General features: G+C 39.3%; 20 protein-coding genes. 9 read left to right on the forward strand and 11 right to left on the reverse strand.

All coding sequences use genetic code 11. From position 1 onward, the window contains the following. The first annotated feature begins 39 nt into the window (after nt 1-39). From ACWIWK_RS00505 to ACWIWK_RS00525, 5 genes are all read left to right on the forward strand, one after another. Nucleotides 40-825 carry an HrcA family transcriptional regulator gene (locus ACWIWK_RS00505; RefSeq protein WP_454149856.1) on the forward strand — a complete coding sequence of 262 codons (786 nt, stop codon included), beginning with the start codon at nt 40-42 and terminating at the stop codon, nt 823-825. Nucleotides 826-834: 9 nt separating this feature from the next. Then, complete coding sequence (gene grpE / locus ACWIWK_RS00510) at nt 835-1,392, forward strand: nucleotide exchange factor GrpE (protein WP_454149858.1); 558 nt, start codon at nt 835-837, stop codon at nt 1,390-1,392. 21 nt (nt 1,393-1,413) lie between these two features. After that, nucleotides 1,414-3,297: a molecular chaperone DnaK gene (gene dnaK, locus ACWIWK_RS00515; RefSeq protein WP_454149860.1), complete on the forward strand. Its 1,884-nt coding sequence runs from the start codon at nt 1,414-1,416 to the stop codon at nt 3,295-3,297. A gap of 130 nt (nt 3,298-3,427) precedes the next feature. Next, nucleotides 3,428-3,823: a DUF262 domain-containing protein gene (locus tag ACWIWK_RS00520; protein ID WP_454149862.1), complete on the forward strand. Its 396-nt coding sequence runs from the start codon at nt 3,428-3,430 to the stop codon at nt 3,821-3,823. Between the two features lie 19 nt (nt 3,824-3,842). Continuing rightward, a complete protein-coding gene (locus tag ACWIWK_RS00525) occupies nt 3,843-5,477 on the forward strand; it encodes an HNH endonuclease family protein (protein WP_454149864.1) in 1,635 nt (544 codons plus the stop codon). Between the two features lie 2 nt (nt 5,478-5,479). On the opposite strand, the gene ACWIWK_RS00530 is transcribed toward ACWIWK_RS00525, so the two are convergent. The 9 genes from ACWIWK_RS00530 to ACWIWK_RS00570 all read right to left on the reverse strand — a co-directional run bounded on the left by ACWIWK_RS00530 (nt 5,480) and on the right by ACWIWK_RS00570 (nt 15,477). Further along, complete coding sequence (locus ACWIWK_RS00530) at nt 5,480-6,385, reverse strand: tRNA dihydrouridine synthase (RefSeq protein WP_454151991.1); 906 nt, start codon at nt 6,383-6,385, stop codon at nt 5,480-5,482. 28 nt (nt 6,386-6,413) lie between these two features. Continuing rightward, a complete protein-coding gene (nspC, locus tag ACWIWK_RS00535) occupies nt 6,414-7,619 on the reverse strand; it encodes a carboxynorspermidine decarboxylase (protein WP_454149866.1) in 1,206 nt (401 codons plus the stop codon). 15 nt (nt 7,620-7,634) lie between these two features. Then, nucleotides 7,635-8,597, reverse strand: a complete 963-nt coding sequence (locus tag ACWIWK_RS00540) for a chemotaxis protein CheW (RefSeq protein ID WP_454149868.1) — start codon at nt 8,595-8,597, stop codon at nt 7,635-7,637. Between the two features lie 96 nt (nt 8,598-8,693). Next, nucleotides 8,694-9,983: a tetratricopeptide repeat protein gene (locus ACWIWK_RS00545; protein ID WP_454149870.1), complete on the reverse strand. Its 1,290-nt coding sequence runs from the start codon at nt 9,981-9,983 to the stop codon at nt 8,694-8,696. After that, nucleotides 9,980-10,414, reverse strand: coding sequence for a YkgJ family cysteine cluster protein (locus ACWIWK_RS00550; protein ID WP_454151992.1), 435 nt, complete (start codon nt 10,412-10,414; stop codon nt 9,980-9,982). Before ACWIWK_RS00550 ends, ACWIWK_RS00545 begins: the two co-directional genes overlap by 4 nt. Before the next feature lie 7 nt (nt 10,415-10,421). Beyond that, the gene (locus ACWIWK_RS00555) at nt 10,422-11,642 is read right to left on the reverse strand and encodes a hypothetical protein (protein ID WP_454149872.1); all 1,221 of its coding nucleotides are present in this window, start codon (nt 11,640-11,642) and stop codon (nt 10,422-10,424) included. Continuing rightward, complete coding sequence (locus ACWIWK_RS00560) at nt 11,639-12,292, reverse strand: uracil-DNA glycosylase family protein (protein ID WP_454149874.1); 654 nt, start codon at nt 12,290-12,292, stop codon at nt 11,639-11,641. Before ACWIWK_RS00560 ends, ACWIWK_RS00555 begins: the two co-directional genes overlap by 4 nt. Before the next feature lie 44 nt (nt 12,293-12,336). Continuing rightward, a complete protein-coding gene (gene lon / locus ACWIWK_RS00565) occupies nt 12,337-14,802 on the reverse strand; it encodes an endopeptidase La (protein ID WP_454149876.1) in 2,466 nt (821 codons plus the stop codon). A gap of 30 nt (nt 14,803-14,832) precedes the next feature. Continuing rightward, nucleotides 14,833-15,477: an outer membrane protein assembly factor BamD gene (locus ACWIWK_RS00570; protein ID WP_454149878.1), complete on the reverse strand. Its 645-nt coding sequence runs from the start codon at nt 15,475-15,477 to the stop codon at nt 14,833-14,835. Nucleotides 15,478-15,658: 181 nt separating this feature from the next. Between ACWIWK_RS00570 and fliW the strand changes: the two genes are divergently transcribed. The 3 genes from fliW to proC are packed head-to-tail and all read left to right on the forward strand — an operon-like array spanning nt 15,659 to nt 17,492. After that, complete coding sequence (gene fliW / locus ACWIWK_RS00575) at nt 15,659-16,075, forward strand: flagellar assembly protein FliW (protein ID WP_454149880.1); 417 nt, start codon at nt 15,659-15,661, stop codon at nt 16,073-16,075. A 41-nt stretch (nt 16,076-16,116) separates the two neighbouring features. After that, nucleotides 16,117-16,647 carry a hypothetical protein gene (locus tag ACWIWK_RS00580; protein ID WP_454149882.1) on the forward strand — a complete coding sequence of 177 codons (531 nt, stop codon included), beginning with the start codon at nt 16,117-16,119 and terminating at the stop codon, nt 16,645-16,647. 38 nt (nt 16,648-16,685) lie between these two features. Then, nucleotides 16,686-17,492: a pyrroline-5-carboxylate reductase gene (gene proC / locus ACWIWK_RS00585; protein ID WP_454149884.1), complete on the forward strand. Its 807-nt coding sequence runs from the start codon at nt 16,686-16,688 to the stop codon at nt 17,490-17,492. A 6-nt stretch (nt 17,493-17,498) separates the two neighbouring features. On the opposite strand, the gene miaB is transcribed toward proC, so the two are convergent. Together miaB and ACWIWK_RS00595 are read right to left on the reverse strand one after the other, a co-directional pair. Then, a complete protein-coding gene (gene miaB, locus ACWIWK_RS00590; RefSeq protein WP_454149886.1) occupies nt 17,499-18,827 on the reverse strand; it encodes a tRNA (N6-isopentenyl adenosine(37)-C2)-methylthiotransferase MiaB in 1,329 nt (442 codons plus the stop codon). A 41-nt stretch (nt 18,828-18,868) separates the two neighbouring features. Beyond that, a complete protein-coding gene (locus tag ACWIWK_RS00595; protein WP_454149888.1) occupies nt 18,869-19,114 on the reverse strand; it encodes an HP0268 family nuclease in 246 nt (81 codons plus the stop codon). Between the two features lie 172 nt (nt 19,115-19,286). Here ACWIWK_RS00595 and nusA point away from each other — a divergent pair, with 172 nt between their 5' ends. Further along, nucleotides 19,287-20,471 (forward strand): transcription termination factor NusA, encoded by a 1,185-nt coding sequence (gene nusA / locus ACWIWK_RS00600; protein ID WP_454149890.1) that lies wholly within the window; start codon nt 19,287-19,289, stop codon nt 20,469-20,471. Nucleotides 20,472-20,473 lie beyond the last annotated feature (2 nt).

The following is a 20,473-nucleotide window of genomic DNA, read 5'->3' on the forward strand; positions in this document are numbered from 1 at the left end:
GCAAAACAATATTTGTAGGAAGTTTTAAGGAATGAGGCAATGGGCAAAAAAGATTTGCTACTAGAACAAGTGATTACACAATACATCAAGCTAAAAGAGCCTATCGGTTCTGAATCGCTTAAAGCAACTTGTGGAAATTCGTTTTCCTCTGCGACTATTAGAAATTATTTCAAACTTCTTGTCGCAGAAGGTTGGCTCTCTCAACCCCACATAAGCAGTGGGAGAATCCCAACCACAAGCGCGCTAAAAGCACATTGGCGCAAGTGTATCGATAGCAAAAGTCCCTGTGTCATCACAGATTTAACGCGACTTAAAAATGCAAGCTTTGCACACCAAATTTGTGCAATCGTGTGTTTAGAGCAAGCAAACAAACTCCAAAAAATCCAACGACTAAATGGAGATTTGTTGTTGCTTGTATTTGAAAGAGCCTATGCTGTGATGCCTTATAGCGCAACTTTAGAGCGATTTTTACAGGAGTTATGCAATCTTGATATAACAGACATTAAAAAAATCGCTTATCAAGTGCGTGCTAGGGAGCTTTTAGACACACTAGATTCTATCTCAAAGGCACAAATATCGAGATTTTGCGTCTGTGCGCTGAAAGAAATGCTAGAGCTCCACTCAAACGAGGAGGCATTTTTAGACATCATTGATGGATTAGTGTTTCACAAGCTACAAAATGGAATCTATTTTGAGGAAATTTTGCCAAGCAACTATTTAGGCGTAATGCAAGATGTCCATACCGCACAGGGCAATGGGCATATTTTTTGTGTAGGCACGCTGGATAGGGATTTTAGTAAATTTTATGATGACATTGCAAGTTAAGGAGGTAGTATGGAAGAAGAAAAAGCACAATGTAGCCAAGATGAAACATCTGCGGTCGATTCTTCGTTGCAAGAGGATTGTGAGCAAGATTCTAACAATACTAATGCGACAGAGCAATCGCTAGATGAAGATTATAAACAAAAATATGAAGAGCTTAAAGACCAATATACGCGTGTTTATGCGGATTTTGAAAATGTCAAAAAACGGCTAGAGCGCGAGAAATATCAAAGTTTGGAATACGCAAATGAAAGTTTTGGCAAAGATTTATTACCTGTGGTTGATACCTTGCAAAAGGCATTAGAATCTGCCAAAGCAAGCGAAAATAGCGAGGCAATCACGCAGGGTTTAGAACTTACGCTTGAGAGCTTTTATAAAGCACTCTCCAAACACGGCATAGAGGCAATAGCAACGGATAGTGAATTTGACCCAAATCTACACGAATGTCTAATGCAAGTGCCCCTGCAGGGCAAGGAAAATGGACAAATCGCGCAGGTTTTGCAACACGGATTCACTTACAAGGGGCGCACACTACGCCCTGCGATGGTTAGCATCGTAAAAAACGATTAAATTTAACACAAAGGATAACAAATGGCAAAAGTAATTGGAATAGACTTAGGGACTACAAACTCCGCAATGGCGGTATATGAAGGCACAGAGGCAAAAATCATCGCTAACAAAGAGGGCAAAAACACTACGCCTTCAATCGTGGCATTTACCGATAAGGGCGAGATTTTGGTAGGCGAGCCAGCCAAAAGGCAGGCTGTAACCAATCCTCAAAAGACGATTTACTCCATTAAGCGCATTATGGGGCTTATGCTAAATGAGGATAAGGCAAAAGAGGCACAGAAGCGACTTCCTTATAAGATAGTCGATAGAAATGGCGCGTGCGCGGTAGAAATCGCGGATAAAACCTACACGCCACAAGAGATTAGCGCGAAGATTCTGATGAAGATTAAAGAGGACGCAGAAAGCTATCTCGGCGAGAGCGTGAGTGAAGCGGTAATCACGGTGCCAGCGTATTTTAACGATTCTCAACGAAAGGCGACAAAAGAGGCAGGCACGATTGCAGGGCTAAATGTGCTTAGAATCATAAATGAGCCCACTTCAGCCGCGCTTGCCTATGGGCTAGATAAAAAAGAAAGCGAAAAAATAATGGTGTATGACTTGGGCGGCGGGACATTTGATGTTACGGTGCTAGAAACAGGCGATAATGTCGTAGAAGTGCTTGCCACAGGTGGAGATGCGTTTTTGGGAGGTGATGACTTTGATAACCGCATAATCGATTGGGCAGCGAGCGAATTTAAAGATGAGAGTGGAATCGACATAAAAGCTGATGTGATGGCACTCCAGCGACTAAAAGACGCGGCTGAAAATGCCAAAAAAGAACTCTCAAGCGCGCAAGAGAGCGAAATCAACCTGCCTTTTATCACCGCAGATGCGAGCGGTCCAAAGCACTTTGTCAAAAAGCTCACGCGTGCGAAGTTTGAAAGCCTTATTGAGGATTTAATTGATGAAACGATTACAAAGATTGATTCTGTGATTAAAGATGCGGGGCTAAGTAAGGGCGATATAAGCGAAGTGGTAATGGTGGGCGGAAGCACGAGAATCCCAAAAGTCCAAGAGCGCGTAAAAGACTTCATCGGCAAAGAGCTAAACAAATCAGTAAATCCCGATGAAGTCGTGGCTGTGGGTGCAGCGATACAGGGTGGCGTGCTAAAGGGCGATGTCAAAGATGTGTTGTTGCTTGATGTAACGCCGTTGTCGTTAGGAATCGAGACAGCGGGAGGAATTTCTACAAAAGTGGTGGAGCGAGGAGTTACTATCCCAACTAAGAAAACGCAAATATTCTCAACTTATGAGGACAATCAGCCAGCGGTTTCTATCAATGTCTTGCAGGGCGAAAGAGAGCTAGCAAAGGACAACAAATCGCTTGGTCGATTTGACTTGCAAGGTATCCCAGCTGCGCCACGCGGTGTGCCTCAAATCGAAGTAACCTTTGATATTGATGCCAATGGAATCCTAACCGTGAGTGCCAAAGATAAAACCACAGGCAAGTCCCAAGAGATTAAAATCACGGGCTCAAGCGGGTTAAGCGATAGTGAAATCGAAAAAATGGTAAAAGACGCCGAGCTACACAAAGAAGAAGACGCGAAGAAAAAGGAGCTTATTGAGCTTAAAAATCAAGCTGATAGCTTGGTGTATCAAACCAGAAAAAGCCTAGAAGAGAATAAAAGTGCTCTAGATTCTAAAGTCGCCACAGAGATTGAAGAAGCGACAAAAGAGCTGGAGGAATGCCTTAAAAATGAAAATATAAGCAAAGAGGAAATAGAATCTAAAATTAAAAACTTAAGTGATAAGGCACAGCCTTTGGCTCAAGCTATGCAAAACAACCAAAATGATACAGAGGAAAAGCCAAAGAAAAAGGGCAAAAAAGGCAAAGATGACGATGTCATAGACGCCGAAGTGGAGTAATCCACTCATTTGAATAAAATAAATCCTCTCAAATGCTCCCTTTATGGGAGCATAGCCACAAAACATCATAAAATAACTTTATTTCGCTATACTTCTAGGATTTTTAATCTATCGCTACAAAGGACACACAATGAATATCGCCAAAAGCAATCTTAATGAATTTCTCACAACCAATAGAACACAATTTATTATCCCCACCTATCAACGCAATTATGCGTGGGACAAGGCACAATGCCAAAAACTCTTAGAGGATATATTAGCTGTCGCTAATGGGCAAAAACAAAAGCATTTTGTTGGCACAATTACTTATATCACCCACGATTGTGCTGACAAATTAGAATGTGTCGTAATTGATGGGCAACAGCGACTTACCACCACTACCTTACTATTAAAAGCAATACAAAAACTAAGCAATAATGAAGTTATAAAAGAGGAAATTACAACAAATTTTCTAAATTTTAAACAATTAGGGGGGGGGGGCAAAAAATACATACAAACTGCGCTTAAAGCCTATCAAAAAAGATAGAGAAGCCCTAGAATCTGTGATGAGTGATGAATACCAAGAAACACACAAAAACTCTAAAATTATCCAAAACTACAAATTCTTTTTAGACGAGCTTCAAAAAGAGCAACCCAAGATTCTAGATGCTATTTATATGACGATGAACAAACTCGAAATAGCCAATATCTCACTTGACCCAAAAAATGATAACCCACAAGTTATTTTTGAGTCTATTAACTCCACAGGAAAATCCCTTGATGATATGGATTTAATCCGCAATTTTTTACTAATGGATAAAGAACCAACAATCCAAGAGGATTTATATAAAAATTACATAGCAAAACTAGAAGATACTTTAGGCAATGAGAATAATCTCTCTAAATTTATAGAAGCATATTTGCGTGTGTATTATGGACTCCAAGTCAAAAGAAAAAGAATCTATGAAATATTTAAACAACTCTTTAGAGAAGAATTTCAGAACCATACTCAAAAGGCATTGCAAGACCTCCTCAAATACGCCAAAATCTATCAAGTTATAACAAATAATGAAAAAGCATTATTTAACGACCCTTATGACAACCCTAAGCAAAAAGACGCACTCTGTGATAAATTTGGTATGCTACAAACCTTACAATTTGGTGTGGCGTTGCCATTTGTAATGCGACTTTGCAATGACTTTCAAAACAAAGTCTTAGATTTTACTAATTTCAACAATATGCTTAATATCCTTGTGGCACACAATGTAAGAAGAAGTATTTGCAAACTAGAGAGCAACGCCCTTGCAAACACTCTGTATGAACTCTATGATAGACTTAAAAAAACCGATGGTATAAATGCTACTTCGCTTGCAAAATACCTCGCTAAAAAAAGTGGTAAAGAATCTTTCCCTAGCAACACAATGCTAGAAAAAGACTTCATAAATGTCAATGCCTATTCACTCAAAAAAATCATTCAATTTGTCCTTTATCACATTGAGCTATCAACCAACAAAGAATGTATAGAATCTAATAATCTTACTATTGAGCATTTTTATCCACAAACCCCTACAAAAGAATGGCAAAAAGACTTGCAAAACGATGAAATTGAACAATTAAAAGAATACAAACACACTTTTGGGAATCTTACTTTAAGTGCAATCAACTCACAACTAGGCAATAAATCTATGCAAGAAAAAATACAGATTCTCAAACAAAATGGCTCGCTACATTTAAATCAATATTTTTGGGATAAAACTTCTTGGGGACTAAATGATATACAAGAGCGTTCTAAGGAGCTATATAACAAATTTATTGATATAGAAATTTTTAAAGATTTGCCACAAGAATATAGGCGACATACAACCTTAACTCTAGAATCTGATTTGATAGAATCTAGCATAAAAAGCCTTATACTCCCCAATGGTGAAACAAAAATAGTAAAAAACTTTGATGATGTAGCAAAAAGCGTGATAGACTATTTGGTGCAAAACCATAACAATGAATTCTATGATTTTATACAATCTCCCACCCCAAAATATATCACCAGCTCCTATGATACAAAAAAATCAAAACAATCTTTTTTTTCTATCATTGATGAGAACCATGCGTTTTTTACAAATGACATTATGCGTGATATTAAGAAATTGATAGAAGGCTGTGATCTTGAATGTAGTAGTTTTGAAATTATACTAAAGTCATAAAATCACTTACTAAAAAATCGCTCAATCGCTTCGCGCATTTGACTAGGCGTAGTGGTAGAGTTTATAATCGTGCGAAACTCACTTGCATTACGCTCCCCCTTGCTATACGCGTGGCAATTTTTGCGAAATATAATCGCTCCACGCTCACCATAAGATTCTATCATTTTATCAAAATGCTCCAAAACAATGTCTTTTTTTACAATAGGTGGGAGTTCATCGCTATTGTGCTTAATCTGCCAAAAAATCCAAGGCGCGCTCACAGCTGCCCTACCTATCATCACACCTTGTGCGCCACATATATCCATCACGCGTCTTGCATCTTTTGGGCTTTTAATCTCGCCATTTGCAATAAGCGGGATAGCAATATGTCGCCTAATAAGCGCGATAGAATCATAATCTATCCGTTCAGCCTTATACTTATCCATTCTCGTCCTGCCGTGAATCACCACAAAATCCACATTGGTATCATTAAGGGCATTGGCGATTTCAAGGGGGATTTTTTTATCAAAGCCAAGTCGCAATTTCAAACTCACATATTTTTTGTTGCTTTTTTCTTTAATGAGGTTTGCAATCTCAACTAAGAGTTGTAATTTTTGTAAAAGTCCGCTGCCATTGCCGTGATTGGCGACTTTTGGAGCGGGGCAACCACAATTTAAATCAATAATATCAATGCCTTGCTGTGTGTTTAAAATCTCAACTGCTTTGGTAATAATGTCTTTTTTTGAGCCAGCGATTTGCACACTATAAGGCGTTTCATTAGGGCTTTTGGCAATGAGTGGCAAAGTTTTTTTAGGATTAAACACGAGCGCGTGCGCACTTGTCATTTCACTCACCGTAATATCCGCGCCAAATCTCTTCACCACGCTCCTAAATGGCAAATCCGTATAGCCAGCCAAAGGTGCGAGCATAAGGAGATTCTCAAAGACAATGTCGCTTTTAGTTTCGCTCTTTGTAATCAAAATAATCAAATTCCTTTATGATTCGCAATGTTTTATCCCTTTCAATCACTCCAAGTGCAGGCAATGGCACGCCATTAAAAGTGTTGTTTTTCACAATAGTATAATGCAACATATCCTCAAAAACCACTTTATCTCCCACCTCAAGCGGACTATCAAAGCTAAAATCCCCAATTATATCGCCAGAGAGGCAAGTAGGACCACCAAAGCGATAGTGGTATTTTCCCTGTTGCTCGCCCCTATCAGATTCCATTTTGCCCTGTGAAATCTTAAACACATTTGGACGATATGGCATTTCTAAACAATCTGGCATATGTGCGCTCGCGCTCACATCTATGATGGCAATGTCTTTTTGATTACGCACAATATCCACCACACTTCCTACCAACACACCCACTTGCCAGCCCACCGCTTCACCGGGCTCTAAGAACACCTCGCACCCATAAGTGCTCACAAACTCACGCAACAAAGAATCTAAAAGCGCGACATCATAATCTTTACGCGTGATATGATGTCCGCCACCAAAGTTTATCCAACGCATTTTTGCAATGTATTTGCCAAAATATTTTATAAAGTGCGGGAGAGTGCGGGAGAGTGCATCAGCGTTTTGCTCGCAATGTGTGTGAAAATGTAATCCCTCAATATGCTCTAAGCCAAATTGCGCTACGCCACTTTGAAATTCATCTGGTGTGATTCCAAGCCGACTAAATGGTGCGCAAGGGTTATAAATCTCTGGATTTACTTCGCTGTATAAAGGATTTACGCGCAAGCCTAGTGAGATTTTATGGGAGGTTTGCTTATTGTGATGTAAGATTTGTGGGAGAAATTTTTGATATTGAGCAAAGGAGTTAAAAATAATATGCGTGGCATAAGGCAAAAGAGAATCTACTTCCTTATACGCTGGGCTAAAGACGCAAACTTCTTTTTCATCGTTTGCCCCGCCAATCTCCTCATAACCAAGCCTCGCTTCATACGCTCCACTCGCGCAACTCCCGCCTAAAACCTCTCTCACCTCTTCAAAGCAACGCCAAAACGCATATCCCTTAAGAGCCAACAAAACTTTTACGCCATTTATTTGCTGGAGTTTATTAAGAATATTGAGGTTGTGTATAAGCCTCTCGCGCTCTAAGACATAGCAAGGAGTGCGAATGGAATCTAAAAGCGCAATGGTAGCATTATCTCGCATTGACAATAAAGCTAATTAGTGAATCATCAGCTGTCTAATCGCTGCTTCAATCTGCACGGGATTAGACTTTGAAATAAACTCATCGGCATTGAGACTACGCGCCATATCTTCGTTGCTTGAGCCACTCATTGAAGAATTCACCACAATAGGGATATGTGAGGTAGCAGAATTATTTTTCATTTGCTTAATAACCTCAAACCCACTTGCTTCTGGCATCTCTAAGTCTGTTATAACCATTCCGATATTGTTAATATCAGTCGTTGGGGAAAACACATAATCAAGCAACTTGCGCCCATTAACAAAGTCATAATGCACCACACCAATGCGATTTAGGATAATTTGCATTGTTTTTAGCACGCTTGGGCTATCATCGGCTAGAAGCACACATTTGGTCGCTTGGACTTGAGAGACTTTGTTCATTTCTTCTTCTTTTTCTTTCTCAATCCACGGGAACACATCAGTAAGCATTTTTTCAATATCAACCACCTGCACTAAAGAGCCATCATAATAGCGTGTGCGTGAGACGAGCTTGGCGTTTTGTCCGCTACCACCCACACCTGAGCTTTGCTCGATTTCTGTCCATTTTTTGTTTAAGATTCTATCAGCCTCATAGATTCTCACTCCAATAGTCCAGCGAGAAAACTCACAAATCATAATAATATCAGCCTCCCCAGCAGGACGCTTAATGGAGTGCTTACGCAAATCTTTGGTTTTTTGTCTTGGGTCATAAAAAAACCACTTTCTCATATCAATAAGAGGCACAGTAAGCTCCCTAATGGTAATCAACCCCTCAATAAGTGTATTTGCCTCGTGGCTTACAATGGTAAGCGAACCTGTGTATTTAATAACCTCGCGGATTTTAAACACATTAACCGCATATAAATCTTTGCCCTTTTCTAAGCGAAAGCACAAAAGTTGCAACTCATTATTTTTGTGTAGGCTTGTTATTTGGTCGACTTTTTGCATACTCGCAGACATTTTTACTCCTTTTACAAACCAAATTAGCTAGATTCTAAATCGCTCAACTTGCATAGAAATTTTATCAATTATAGCCAAAAATGCCTAAAAAAATGCCTACTTACACAAATTAAGTTTTTTAGAATGCGTGCTTAACTCATCGTCTTTTTTAATTTCTTTTTTGGGAATCTTAGAAAACACTTCGCGCGCTTTTTTGCATTCATTTTGCTTATAATATCCCCACGCCAAAGAATCTAAATATGCCACATCATTAGGTGCAATCTCTAATGCCCTTTGCACATACCACACGCCCTTTTGTAAATCTATATCATAATCAATCATTAAATACCCAACAAAATTATAAAACACGCCCAAGCTCCCCTCTTTTTGGGAATCTAAAAACGAATCTTTTTGGATTAAATCAATAGCTTGTTGCATACCGCTAATAATGTTTTTTACGCGATTCGTATCCTGCTTATCAGCAAGGCTTTCAAAAGCATAAAGATGTGAAAATCCAAGATACATCGGCTCTTTGTAACTTTTATACACTTCAAGTGCGCTTGCTTGAGCGTTTTTATAGTCTTTCGCCCCCACATAAAGCTCAAACAAAAGATGTGGTTCAAATGGATAAAGTTTTGCAATTTGTAGTGCCTGTGTGTATTTCTGCCCCAAAGTATAAGCGTAAATAAGGTTTTTCGCATTGGCAATGTTAGATTCTTGGTTGTATTGCTCTTGGAGAATGCTTTGGAGTTTTTGGATTTTTCCAGCCTTATCATAAAGCAACAATGCCTCAAAGCAAATGTCCTCTTCGCAAGGATACTCACTCAAGTGAGAATCAAGCAATTCCACAGCTTTGTCTATTTTGCCATCTTGTTTGTATAAAGAGAGCAATCGCAACAAAATTTCAGGAGAACGCGTTTGATTATACAAAATTTCAAAATGCTTAAATGCCTCATCTTTTTGGTCAAGTCCAAGATACAAAACGCCTAGCACATTATGGATAACGGGCTCATCTTCTTTAGATTCTATATATTTGGCGATTTTTAGTGCCTCATCAATGTTATTGAGTTTAAGATGGGCATCTAAGCTTGCTTTGTTGATTTCCATATCTTGTGAAATTGGCGCACTAGATTCATCACCGTTTTTAGCTAAAAAATCACTAATATAACCCAGCACTATTTGTGGTGATTCAAACCCCACGCTTAAAAGTATGCTCTCTTTTAGATATTCGAGCTTTTGTGTCTCTTCATAAAGCACCAAATACATATCTCGCGCTTTTTTGGGCTCTGTATTTTGCAAATCAAGGGCTTTAAACATATACTCTTCTTCATTAAATGCCCCAAGCAAGACACCAAAACACAAAATCCCAAGTAGCATAGCAATGGCTGTTTTTCGTAAAAATTTCAAAATTGCACTCCTAAACATTCTTGTTGTAAGGATTCTTTGCCTTGTGAATCTAAAGAATCTGCTCTATGCGCGTCCCAAAATGGAAACTCCCTGCATTGCTTTGGGCGAACGGAATAAATTCCGCACTTCCCAGCATCAAAAAACACGCAAGCCAAATCATTGGATACATTTGTGTGTGGGAGGCTTTTTTCAATAAGTGAAAATTTATAACCCACTTTACGCACAAATTTTTGTGTAAAAGATTCAAACTCTAATCCCAAAAATTCTGCTATTGCGAGCATTTCATCGACACTCACAAATACATAGCCACTCTCTCCCACACAACACTTCCCGCCACATTGCTCGCATTTGCTCGGGGAGAATCGGAAGTCAAATCCAACTCTTGTAAGTGTGTGGTGTGATAGAGTAGATTCTAGCAATTTAGAATCCATTGGCTGCTTAACGCCACTCATAAAAGCTATCTCCTGAAATTTTATACACTTTGTTCTTATAATCAACTTGGTTATTTAAGAATCTTTCATTAAAATAACGACTTTTTTTATCCACAACTTCTCCCAAAAGGAGCTCTACACCAACGGCAGTAGCGTAATTCACCCAATTATACTTCAAATCTCTCCCAAGCAGGGCGGCATATTCCAACAAATATGGATTGACTTGGTTAATCACATTCACGACAAACAATTCCTTTCTATCACTTGGCTGAATGAGACTAAGCAACGATGGGTCGTAATTTACTTGTGTTGAGAGCATTCTCCTAGGGCGTGCGCCACTTGAGCCCATTATACTTATCATAAGCCCCGTGCGGACACCCGGTGTATTAAAAATCGCTACACTTGATTTTAAATATCCCTTTTGTGAGGCTATAAGTTTATTAAATGCCTTAGCGTCTTTGCCATCAATGGCCTGCTCAAAAACTATCTTTGCGTTTTTAGCGTGCAATAATGAGCCAAGATATGAGCCTGTTTGGGATTTATCGTTATACACGACAATTTGCTCCCCTCCACTCAAAGAGAGTAAAATCTCTATTTGTTTTTCATAATCTATACCGCCAAAGTAGAGGTTTTTGGGGATTTTGACATTTTGAATTTGTCGTGCGTTAATAGTAGGCAAATAAATAGGCGTGCTAATATCTAAATCTTGAGCAATATGTTTTGCCCCATTGGCAGTAAAAATACCGATGATAAAATTGTTTTCTCCTGCGACAGCGCGGTCATAAGCCTCTTGTATGGCTTTAGAATCTTCTGTATTCGTGTTAAACACTTCAAAGCTAAAATCCCCGCCACGAACCATTAGATATGACAAAATTGTATCAATACTTGCAGTAAAATATCTTCCAATGACCTTTTTGGGCATTAAAAGAGCGATTTTTACCCCAGCCACATTGTTTTTTTGTGGAGGTATTGGCATTTCTAAAATACCAATTTCTTGCATTGCGATAGAGAGTTTTGCGCGTAACTCTACATCTTCTTCATCACCAAAGCGCGCGATAAAAGAAATGTAATCGCCCTCCTCATACAGTTTATTTAAACATCGTTTAGAGCAGTTTTGTGTTTCTAGATTCACGACTTCGATTTTAGGCAGAGGCAATGGTGAGATAACGACATTTTTGGCTACGCAGGGCATTACCAAAAGACCAAAAACAAGCACAATTCTTTTCATAGCATTCCTTTTGCAATTTGTAAATGTTGCATAACTTCTGGCTTTAGCGAAGGGTTACGCACCACTTCATTGAGCGAATAAGTTGGTAAAAAATTATGGGTATTATGCCACAAAATTCTCCCATAATGTCGTGTATCTATGACACTCTCTCCAAGCAAGCGTGCTAGGCACTCTTTGCCAAAGACTACGCACGCCTTAGGAGCAATCTTTGCCATTTGAGCGTGTAAAAATCCAATGCACGCACTCACCTCATCATCACTTGGGCTTGTTTGCGATGGGCATTTTATCAAGGACAAAATAGAAACATTGTTAAGCGGGAGGCAAAAAACATTGGCGATAATTTTTTGGAGCATTTGCGCACTTTTGTTTTGCAAAAACACAGCATTAGTAGAATCTGTGATTAAAGGGGTGTGTGTGATAAAACAAAGAGGGCTTTGAGGATTGATAATCCCGGGGATTCTGCTTGTGGTATGTTTAGCGCGCCCACACATACTGCACTGCATAATACTAGAGCGTAAATCCCCGCCACCAAGCGTTTCTAGTTTATTTGGTGCAAGTTTTGGCTGCGAAGAAATAGCCTCACAAAAGCACTCCCCACACATCTTGCGTAAATACAATCGTTTTAGCGTTAAAAGTTCATACGCCGACATTGCACCCTCCTAGATTCCACGCAAACTCACTTGCGTTATAATTTTTACACAAGCGCGAGTTTGAGCACATCTTCAATCGTGCTTACACCCACAATTTGCATACTTTGTTTCACCTCATCATCAATTTCTTCTAAATCGCGTTCCAAATTTTTCTTAGGAATTAACACTTTTTTAATCCCAGCCTTATGTGCAGCAATGAGCTTTTCCTTTAACCCACCAATAGGCAACACCGCGCCACTTAAAGTAAGTTCGCCTGTCATCGCCACATTTGCCCTCACTGCCCTATCACTAAGAATCGAAGCAAGGGAGCACGCCATTGTGATTCCCGCACTTGGTCCGTCTTTTGGCGTAGCACCCTCTGGTATATGCAGGTGAATGTCATAGCAATTATAAATTTGTGCCTCACTATTTTTAGAATCTTTGCTCTCTTTTTGGTTTTTATACGATTTTTTGTCTTTTGAATGAAGTGTTTTTTTATCAAAAAGTGTCTTTACCACAGAATGCGCAATTTTGGCAGATTCTTTCATCACATCGCCCAAACTTCCCGTAAGCGTAAGATTCCCTTTGCCTTTAATTTTAATCGCCTCAATCTTTAACACATCTCCACCCACGCTCGTCCAAGCAAGTCCATTAGTTACACCTATCCTATCTTTGCCCTCTGCGCTTGTTACTTCAAAAATAATTTTCTTTAAGAAGCTGGGGAGATTCTTTGGTGTGATAGAAACTTTAGGATTTTTCCCTCGCACGCCTTTTGCTTCCTTTACACTCGTCTTAGTGTTTTTAGAATCTTTGGCAATTTCAAGTTTTAAAATCTCTTGGGCACTTTTACGCATAATGCTTGCGATTTGCCTGCGCAAACTTCTCACGCCAGCTTCTCTAGTGTATTTTTCGATAATTTCTTTGAGAGCTTGGGTGCTAATGCTTACTTCATTGCTTTGCAGGGCGTGTTTTTTAAGCTCTTGGGGGATAAGATATTTCTTAGCGATGTTAAATTTCTCGCTCGGCGTGTAGCTTGAGATTTCAATAAACTCCATTCTATCGCGCAAGGGCGGAGTGATGAAGCTAATATCATTTGCCGTAGCGATAAAAATAGCTTGAGATAAATCTAAATTAAAATTGGTGTAATAATCACGGAAGGCGACATTTTGCTCGGGGTCTAAAATCTCTAAAAGCACGCTTGAAGGGTCGCCACGATAGCTTTTGCCAACTTTATCGATTTCATCAAGCACAATGATAGGATTCATTTCCTTTGCTTCGATAAGCCCTTGTGTAATGCGTCCGGGCATAGCACCGATGTAAGTGCGTCTATGCCCGCGCAATTCATTGACATCTTCCATTCCACCGAGTGCGATTCTCACTAATGCGCGTTTGGTGGCTTTAGCGATAGAGTTTGCAAGGCTTGTTTTGCCCACGCCCGGTGGTCCATAAAAGCATAAAATCGTGCCTTTAGAATCTTTAAGTTTCGCCTTACGCTTCAGCGAAAGCTCACGCACTGAAAAATACTCAATAATGCGCTCTTTAGGACTTTTAAGCGCGTAATGGTCGCTATCGAGTTGCTTATTTATGGCGTTTATAGAAATCTTTGCTTGAGAAAACTTCCCAAAAGGAATCTCCAAGCACCACTCGACATAATTTTGCAACAAATTCGCATCTGCGCTGTCTTGGTGCATTCTGCTTAGTCGTTGGATTTGCTTTTTAATCTCCTTATACGCGTCCTCATTCATATACTTTTTGAGTGATTCAAGTTTTTGTTTGTAGGCTTCTATTTCCTCATCTTTTGGATTCTCGCCGAGCTCCTTTTGGATAAGTTTCATTTGCTCTTTTAAGAAATATTCCTTATTCACCTGCTCCATTTTATTATGCACTTTGGATTTGATTTCTTTTTGTAATCGCTGTGCGCGGACTTCTTCCATTACATATTGCACGATGAGCTCTAATCTCACCAACACATCATCTTGAGCAAAAAGCTCATACGCCGTATCTTTGACCAAATGCAAGCTCGAAGCTACTCTATCAATCACGCGATTCGCATCATAATCCTCATCAATCGCACGCAAAATATCCACATTGCTAAAAAAATGCTGACTTGTGTTTGCTAAGATTCTCACATTTTCGCGTAAAACCTCTAAAAGTGCGTTTGCTGTGCTTTCCTCATACGCTTTATAAGGGTGGGCGTTTATCAACCCGCTTAATCCCTCATCATCGCTCTGATTATTCACACTTATAATCTTGGCGCGCTCTATGCCTTGAAAGAGGACTTTTACCCTGCCATCGGGCGAGGCAGATTTACGCACGATAAGCCCTATCGTGCCCACACCATAAAAGCCATTTTCCTCTTTCGCCTGCGCGATAAAAATAAGTCCGTTGTGTGAATCTAATGCCTTATCAATAGCTTTTATATTTTCCTCATCGCTGACAAAAAGCGGAGTAATCATAAATGGATAGACAAGGGCATCGTTGTGGATAAAAATGGGGGTGCTTAATGGAAAAGAAATGGATTCTGGTTTCATTTGTATGCCTTTATGCGTGTAATTTTTGATTTACCAATTAAAGATTCTCACATACCACGGGATATGAGATGGTTTAATCTTAATGTCTTGGGCTATTTCTTGATTGCGCGAGAGATAATCATCTTGCGCCTGCGTCTTGCCCTTGCGCTTATAAACATTAGCGATAGAGGTATTAAGCTCATTTTCGCCTAGCTTAAACTTAATAAAAATGTATTCCACAAATGGCTTATACCGACTATTTGGAAAATCATTGAGATATGCTTGCGTCTCATCAACCGCGCGGTAGAGAAATTCTTGGTCTTTGGCGTAGTTTTTAAATCCATAATAATTGGCTAAAATTTTAAGAAATCCTAAATAATCTTGGTCGCTAAAAGTAGAAAATCGCTTCGCATACTCATCGATATAAAAACTCGCGAGCAAATATTCCTCTCTATCCATATGGGCTTGAGCTAAAATAAGCATAGCCTCTGGCAGAAGTGGAGAGTTAATATGCTCTGATTGCAATGAGGAATAATGAGAATCTGCGCCCTCAAGATTCCCAAAATTGATTTCTTTTAAAATATTTTCATACCAATATGCCGCGCTTTTGTTGTATTGGACTTCTTTTTGCGCACACGCGCTAAACCAACCCAAACAAAGCAAGGCACAAGAGATAATGAGGGATATTTGTTTCATTTTCTCACCTTTATAAATAAATTTACACGCCAATTCTCATAGAATCTCAAAGAGATTGTATGAATATGGTATTATTTTTGTTTATGTAATTTTTACTAAAAGTGGTATTATACACAATTTAAAGTATATACTTAAACAAATTACAAGGCTTTTCCACAATTTTAAGTGCAGGAGTGAGATAATGCTTTTTGAAGTGAAGTCGCCGATTTTAGGCTTTGAGAATGTAATGCAGATGGAGTTTGAACAAATTGATGACCTTTTTATGCGTATTAGCAACCCAGATGGCGATGGTGGCGTGCCTACCTTTACCCTAGTAAATCCATTCTTGCTACGCAATTATGAGTTTGAGATTCCCACTGCGTTAAAAGTGTTGCTTGAACTAGATACTTGCAAAAATATGCTTGTTGCTAACATTATGGTTTTGCAAAATCCTATCGAAAACTCTACCATAAACTTTCTCGCTCCCATTGTGTTTAACTTTGATAATAAAACAATGGCACAAGTCGTCCTAGATAGCATCAATTATCCGCAATACTCCATTGCAGAGCCTATTAGAATGTATTATGAAAAAGATGAGGCAAACACCCAACAACAATAAATAATCTGTTATAATTTGAATAAAGTAAAATACCAAAGCGTATGAAATTTTTTAGCCACAATATCCAAACAACGCTACAAAACAAAGGTCTAAATCCCACCTCAAGCGCACAAATAGCACGATTTGTGTGGAGTTTTGAGCTTGGTTTTTATATAAGTATTGTTTTGCTTATCATTGCTGGCATTTTACATATTGATTCACATTATTTTTTTGGTGTGCTTGTAGGGTTATGTGGTAATACCGAACACACAATATGTGGCACAGCATACAATGTTTTACTCACTATCCTTGTGTGCAGTCTTTTCTCTCGCCACACATTTTTACTTGCACTTACAGGCATAACGAGTGGTGTTTGTGGTTTGTTAGTGGCGATTGTGGTTTTGAAAGGAATAGCCCCACTACTTATCATCACAATCATTGCAATGCTTTTTATTGCACCTTTTGTGCTAAATTTCTTTGCTAAAAAGCAACGCACAGAGAACTTTTTTACTCTATTATCTATTGAAATATATGCGATAATAGCATTTTTATTGCCTATTTTGTTTTTATCGGCTATCTTTCACGGCAAATAAGCAAGTTTTAAGTAATAAATTTATTGTAAGGAGTGGAGATGAAAAAATTACTTTTTATCGGCTATGGCAATATGGCAAGGGCTATTGGGGCTGGAATCATAGAATCTGGACTTAGCAAGGAATATGAGATTACTATCACTGGGCGTGATGAAACAAAAGCACAGGCTTTATGCGAGTTTTTACGCACTTACTCTAAGAGAGAAAATCTCCGCATTAACGCGCTCAAGGCAGATTCTCACATTGATGTGCAAGATTGCGAGGTGCTTTTATGCGTGAAGCCCCACGCATTTAGTGCGTTTGCATATAAAGGCGAGGCTGGCATTGTGTATTCGGTGATGGCGGGCATTGGCGTAAAAAACCTACAATCCCATATCAACGCACGCAATATCGTGCGCATAATGCCAAATGTAGGCGCACTCTACGCACAATCAGCAAGTTGTGTGTATATCAAAAACCCAAATACCGACAAAGAGCGCGTTATAAGGCTTGTTGAGAGTTTTGGGAATTGCGTGCTAGTAGATAACGAAGACTTAATCGATGCTTCAATCGCTACAAGTGGAAGTTCGCCTGCATTTCTAGCCCTCATCGCAGAATCTTTAATTGATTGTGGCGTGTATAATGGACTTACACACAGCCAAAGCACGGAGTTAGTCGCTCAAACTTTTAAAGGGTTTGCCACATTGCTTGCAAACACATCGCCAAAAGACATTAAAACCTCTATAACTTCGCCATCAGGCACGACAGCGCGAGGATTGGCGGTGCTTGAGAAATGCGCGGTGCGCGGTGCGATAATGCAAGCGGGCATAGAATCTATCAATCGCGCCAAAGAACTAAGCAAGCTTTAATGGCGATTATCGCGCAATTTGCGCGCTTAATGCCCCACCCTTAGCCTTTGTAACACGCACATTGACAAACTCGCCCACCTCACCTCTATAATCATCAATCCTAATAAGCCGATTACTATCGCTACGCCCCTCACTCCAGCCCTGAGATTCATTATAATTTTCTACTAGCACTTCATACACTCTGCCGATTTCGCTTTTAGCGCGCTTAGCAAGCAGTGTTTTATGCAGATTCTGTAATCGCGCCAATCGTTCCTTTGCCACGAGGGAATCTACAAGCAACGCACTATCAATATTATACGCACTCGTATGCGGACGAGGCGAATACACAAAACTATAAATCGTATCAAACCCCACTTCTCGCACCACTTCTAATGTATCTTCAAAGTCCTCTTCGCTCTCTGTTGGGAATCCCACGATAATATCCGTCCCGATTCCAACATCGCTATATCCAGCCAAACGCAAAAAATGGCGGAGCTTTTCTATACGCTCTAAATACCACTCTTTGGTATAACCGCGCTTCATCGCTTTGAGAATCTTTGTCGAACCGCTTTGCAAAGGAATGTGAATGGACTTGCAAATTTTTTTATTGTTTGCAAATTCGTGTAAAAATTCATCATTCATATGAAGTGGGTGCGGGGAAGTAAAACGAATGCGAGAGATACCATCAATTTGACTTAAAGAGCGTAAAAGTTGTGTGAAATTCATTGGTTTATGTGGAATAGAGAATCTCACGCCATAATTATTGACATTTTGCCCTAAAAGTAGGAGTTCTTTTACGCCATTTTGTGCAAGTTTGCGTGCCTCGTTTAGCAAAATCTCTTCTGGGATAGAAATTTCCTTGCCACGCGTAAAAGGCACTATACAATAGCTGCATTTTTTATCACAGCCAATCGAAATATTTAAATGCGCTTTGATTCCCATTGTTTGAGGTGAAGCAAACACATAAGTGCTATCATCGTAGTTAATATCCACCTCAACGGCTTTTGGCGTGTGAAGCACTTGAGTAATCTTAGAGGTATTTCTCGCGCCAAGCACGAAATCCACAGCTTTTGACTTTTTGATAATGCTTTCGCCCAAATGGCTCGCCGTGCAACCACAGATTCCAATCTTTGCACCACTTTTTTTACCCCGCGCCAATGCACCAATTTCGCTAAAAAGTTTTCGTTCTGGTTTCTCACGCACAGAGCAAGTGTTAATGATGATTAAATCTGCATCTTGTGGATTTGCGGTAAGTGTGTAATGCTCTTTTTGTGCAAGCTCAGCGACAATATGCGCGGAATCTCGCTCATTCATCGCACAGCCAAGCGTTTGGATATAAAGTTTTTTTTCACCCATTGTGTATTTTAAGTATTTGTTAATGCAATGTTGAATTCGGGCTAAATAATGTGAATCTCATAAATATAATTATTTGCATCAAGTCCATAGCGCACTTCATTGAGTTTCACGCGCAAATTTGCTTTCTCTAGCGTTGTTTTAGCCTTTTGCATATCTTTATGGGCATTGCTCCCATCGAAGTAAAAAATATGCTTGCCTTCCCCATATTGCTTTTTTACCTCATCAAGAGTGATTTTGGCTGGAGACTTTTTGTCTTTAATATCTGCTTTAGCGATTTGAAGTTCCATAATTTACCCCTTAAGAGTGTAGAATCTAAGACTTTGCTATAAAATCTCTTTTAAGAAAAACGCAAGTATAACTAAAACTTACCAAAATTTTTGCATTTATTAAGCGAATTTTGATTAAAATTATACCTCTGCAAATCTTGCTAAAATAAAATCAAAGGATACAAGTAGCATTATGGAAAAAATTTTAGACATTATTGATAGCATTGCTTACGAAAAAGGCATAGAATCTAAATCTGTTTGCAATATCGTCAAAGAGGGCATTTTACAAATCGCTAAAGAAGAAATCAACCAAGATTACGAATACTTCATCGAAGAAGATGAAAAAATGCGCACACTTAGGCTTTTTTATAAAGTGCAAGTATGCGCAGATGATGATGAGCGTGTGGCAAATGAAAACCCCAATTTTATCGCTATTTCTAAAGTGAGTGAAGACAACATAAATGTAGGCGATACGCTTGAATACGAGCTCAGTTTAGATTCTATGAAAAGAGGGGCAATCAACAAACTTTTTTTAAGCATTGAGAATAATTTACAGCGAGAAATGGAAGAGCAACTTTTAAATAGCCTCAAAGAAAAACTCCACCAAATTGTCGCTGGAGTGGTCGTGGGGATAGATAATGAGGAAAATACCTTTGTAGAAATCAATGCAATCCGCGCAATTTTGCCTCAAAAAAACAGAATCAAAGGCGAGAAATTTAAAGTCGGGCAAACCATAAAAGCATTATTAAAATTCGTAGGTGTGGGAAAAAATGGTATTCGTTTGGAGCTCTCTCGCACCGCACCAAAGTTTTTAGAGGAATTATTACGCCTTGAAGTCCCCGAGCTCAAAGATGATGAAATCCACATTCACAAAAGCGCGAGAATCCCCGGAGAAAGAGCAAAAATTGCCATTTGGACAAACAACGCAAGGATTGACCCTGTGGGGTGTTGTGTGGGAGTAAAGGGCGTGCGTATCAATGCTGTGAGTGCCGAACTCAATGGTGAAAATATTGATTGTGTGGAATACAGCCAAACCTTAGAACAATTCATCGCCCGCGCACTCGCACCTGCTCAAGTAACGAGCATAAAAGTGCTAAAAGAGCCCTTAGATTCCACTCAAGATGAGAATCTCAAAGATTCCACAGACAATAAAGCCAAGCCAAAAGCCATTGTGCAAATTAAATCCGACCAAAAAAGTAAAGCCATTGGCAAAAAGGGCATTAACATTCGCCTTGCTTCAATGCTGTGTGATTGTGAAATCGAGCTCAAAGAGATTGCGTTGGCTGGAGAGACACAAACAAGCGATACACAAGAATCAAAAGATGAAAGCGTAGAGAAAAAGGGCGTAGAGGCATTAGAATCCCTCTTTAAAAGCTAGAT

Source organism: Helicobacter sp. 23-1048 (assembly GCF_053654545.1).

Excerpts from the sequence above, each read along its gene's own strand:
- ACWIWK_RS00505 (WP_454149856.1), top strand. The coding sequence starts at position 40 with ATGGGCAAAAAAGATTTGCTACTAGAACAAGTGATTACACAATACATC.
- grpE (WP_454149858.1), top strand. The coding sequence starts at position 835 with ATGGAAGAAGAAAAAGCACAATGTAGCCAAGATGAAACATCTGCGGTC.
- dnaK (WP_454149860.1), top strand. The coding sequence starts at position 1,414 with ATGGCAAAAGTAATTGGAATAGACTTAGGGACTACAAACTCCGCAATG.
- ACWIWK_RS00520 (WP_454149862.1), top strand. The coding sequence starts at position 3,428 with ATGAATATCGCCAAAAGCAATCTTAATGAATTTCTCACAACCAATAGA.
- ACWIWK_RS00525 (WP_454149864.1), top strand. The coding sequence starts at position 3,843 with ATGAGTGATGAATACCAAGAAACACACAAAAACTCTAAAATTATCCAA.
- ACWIWK_RS00530 (WP_454151991.1), bottom strand. The coding sequence starts at position 6,385 with ATGCTCGCACCTTTGGCTGGCTATACGGATTTGCCATTTAGGAGCGTG.
- nspC (WP_454149866.1), bottom strand. The coding sequence starts at position 7,619 with ATGCGAGATAATGCTACCATTGCGCTTTTAGATTCCATTCGCACTCCT.
- ACWIWK_RS00540 (WP_454149868.1), bottom strand. The coding sequence starts at position 8,597 with ATGTCTGCGAGTATGCAAAAAGTCGACCAAATAACAAGCCTACACAAA.
- ACWIWK_RS00550 (WP_454151992.1), bottom strand. The coding sequence starts at position 10,414 with ATGGATTCTAAATTGCTAGAATCTACTCTATCACACCACACACTTACA.
- ACWIWK_RS00555 (WP_454149872.1), bottom strand. The coding sequence starts at position 11,642 with ATGAAAAGAATTGTGCTTGTTTTTGGTCTTTTGGTAATGCCCTGCGTA.
- ACWIWK_RS00560 (WP_454149874.1), bottom strand. The coding sequence starts at position 12,292 with ATGTCGGCGTATGAACTTTTAACGCTAAAACGATTGTATTTACGCAAG.
- lon (WP_454149876.1), bottom strand. The coding sequence starts at position 14,802 with ATGAAACCAGAATCCATTTCTTTTCCATTAAGCACCCCCATTTTTATC.
- ACWIWK_RS00570 (WP_454149878.1), bottom strand. The coding sequence starts at position 15,477 with ATGAAACAAATATCCCTCATTATCTCTTGTGCCTTGCTTTGTTTGGGT.
- fliW (WP_454149880.1), top strand. The coding sequence starts at position 15,659 with ATGCTTTTTGAAGTGAAGTCGCCGATTTTAGGCTTTGAGAATGTAATG.
- ACWIWK_RS00580 (WP_454149882.1), top strand. The coding sequence starts at position 16,117 with ATGAAATTTTTTAGCCACAATATCCAAACAACGCTACAAAACAAAGGT.
- proC (WP_454149884.1), top strand. The coding sequence starts at position 16,686 with ATGAAAAAATTACTTTTTATCGGCTATGGCAATATGGCAAGGGCTATT.
- miaB (WP_454149886.1), bottom strand. The coding sequence starts at position 18,827 with ATGGGTGAAAAAAAACTTTATATCCAAACGCTTGGCTGTGCGATGAAT.
- ACWIWK_RS00595 (WP_454149888.1), bottom strand. The coding sequence starts at position 19,114 with ATGGAACTTCAAATCGCTAAAGCAGATATTAAAGACAAAAAGTCTCCA.
- nusA (WP_454149890.1), top strand. The coding sequence starts at position 19,287 with ATGGAAAAAATTTTAGACATTATTGATAGCATTGCTTACGAAAAAGGC.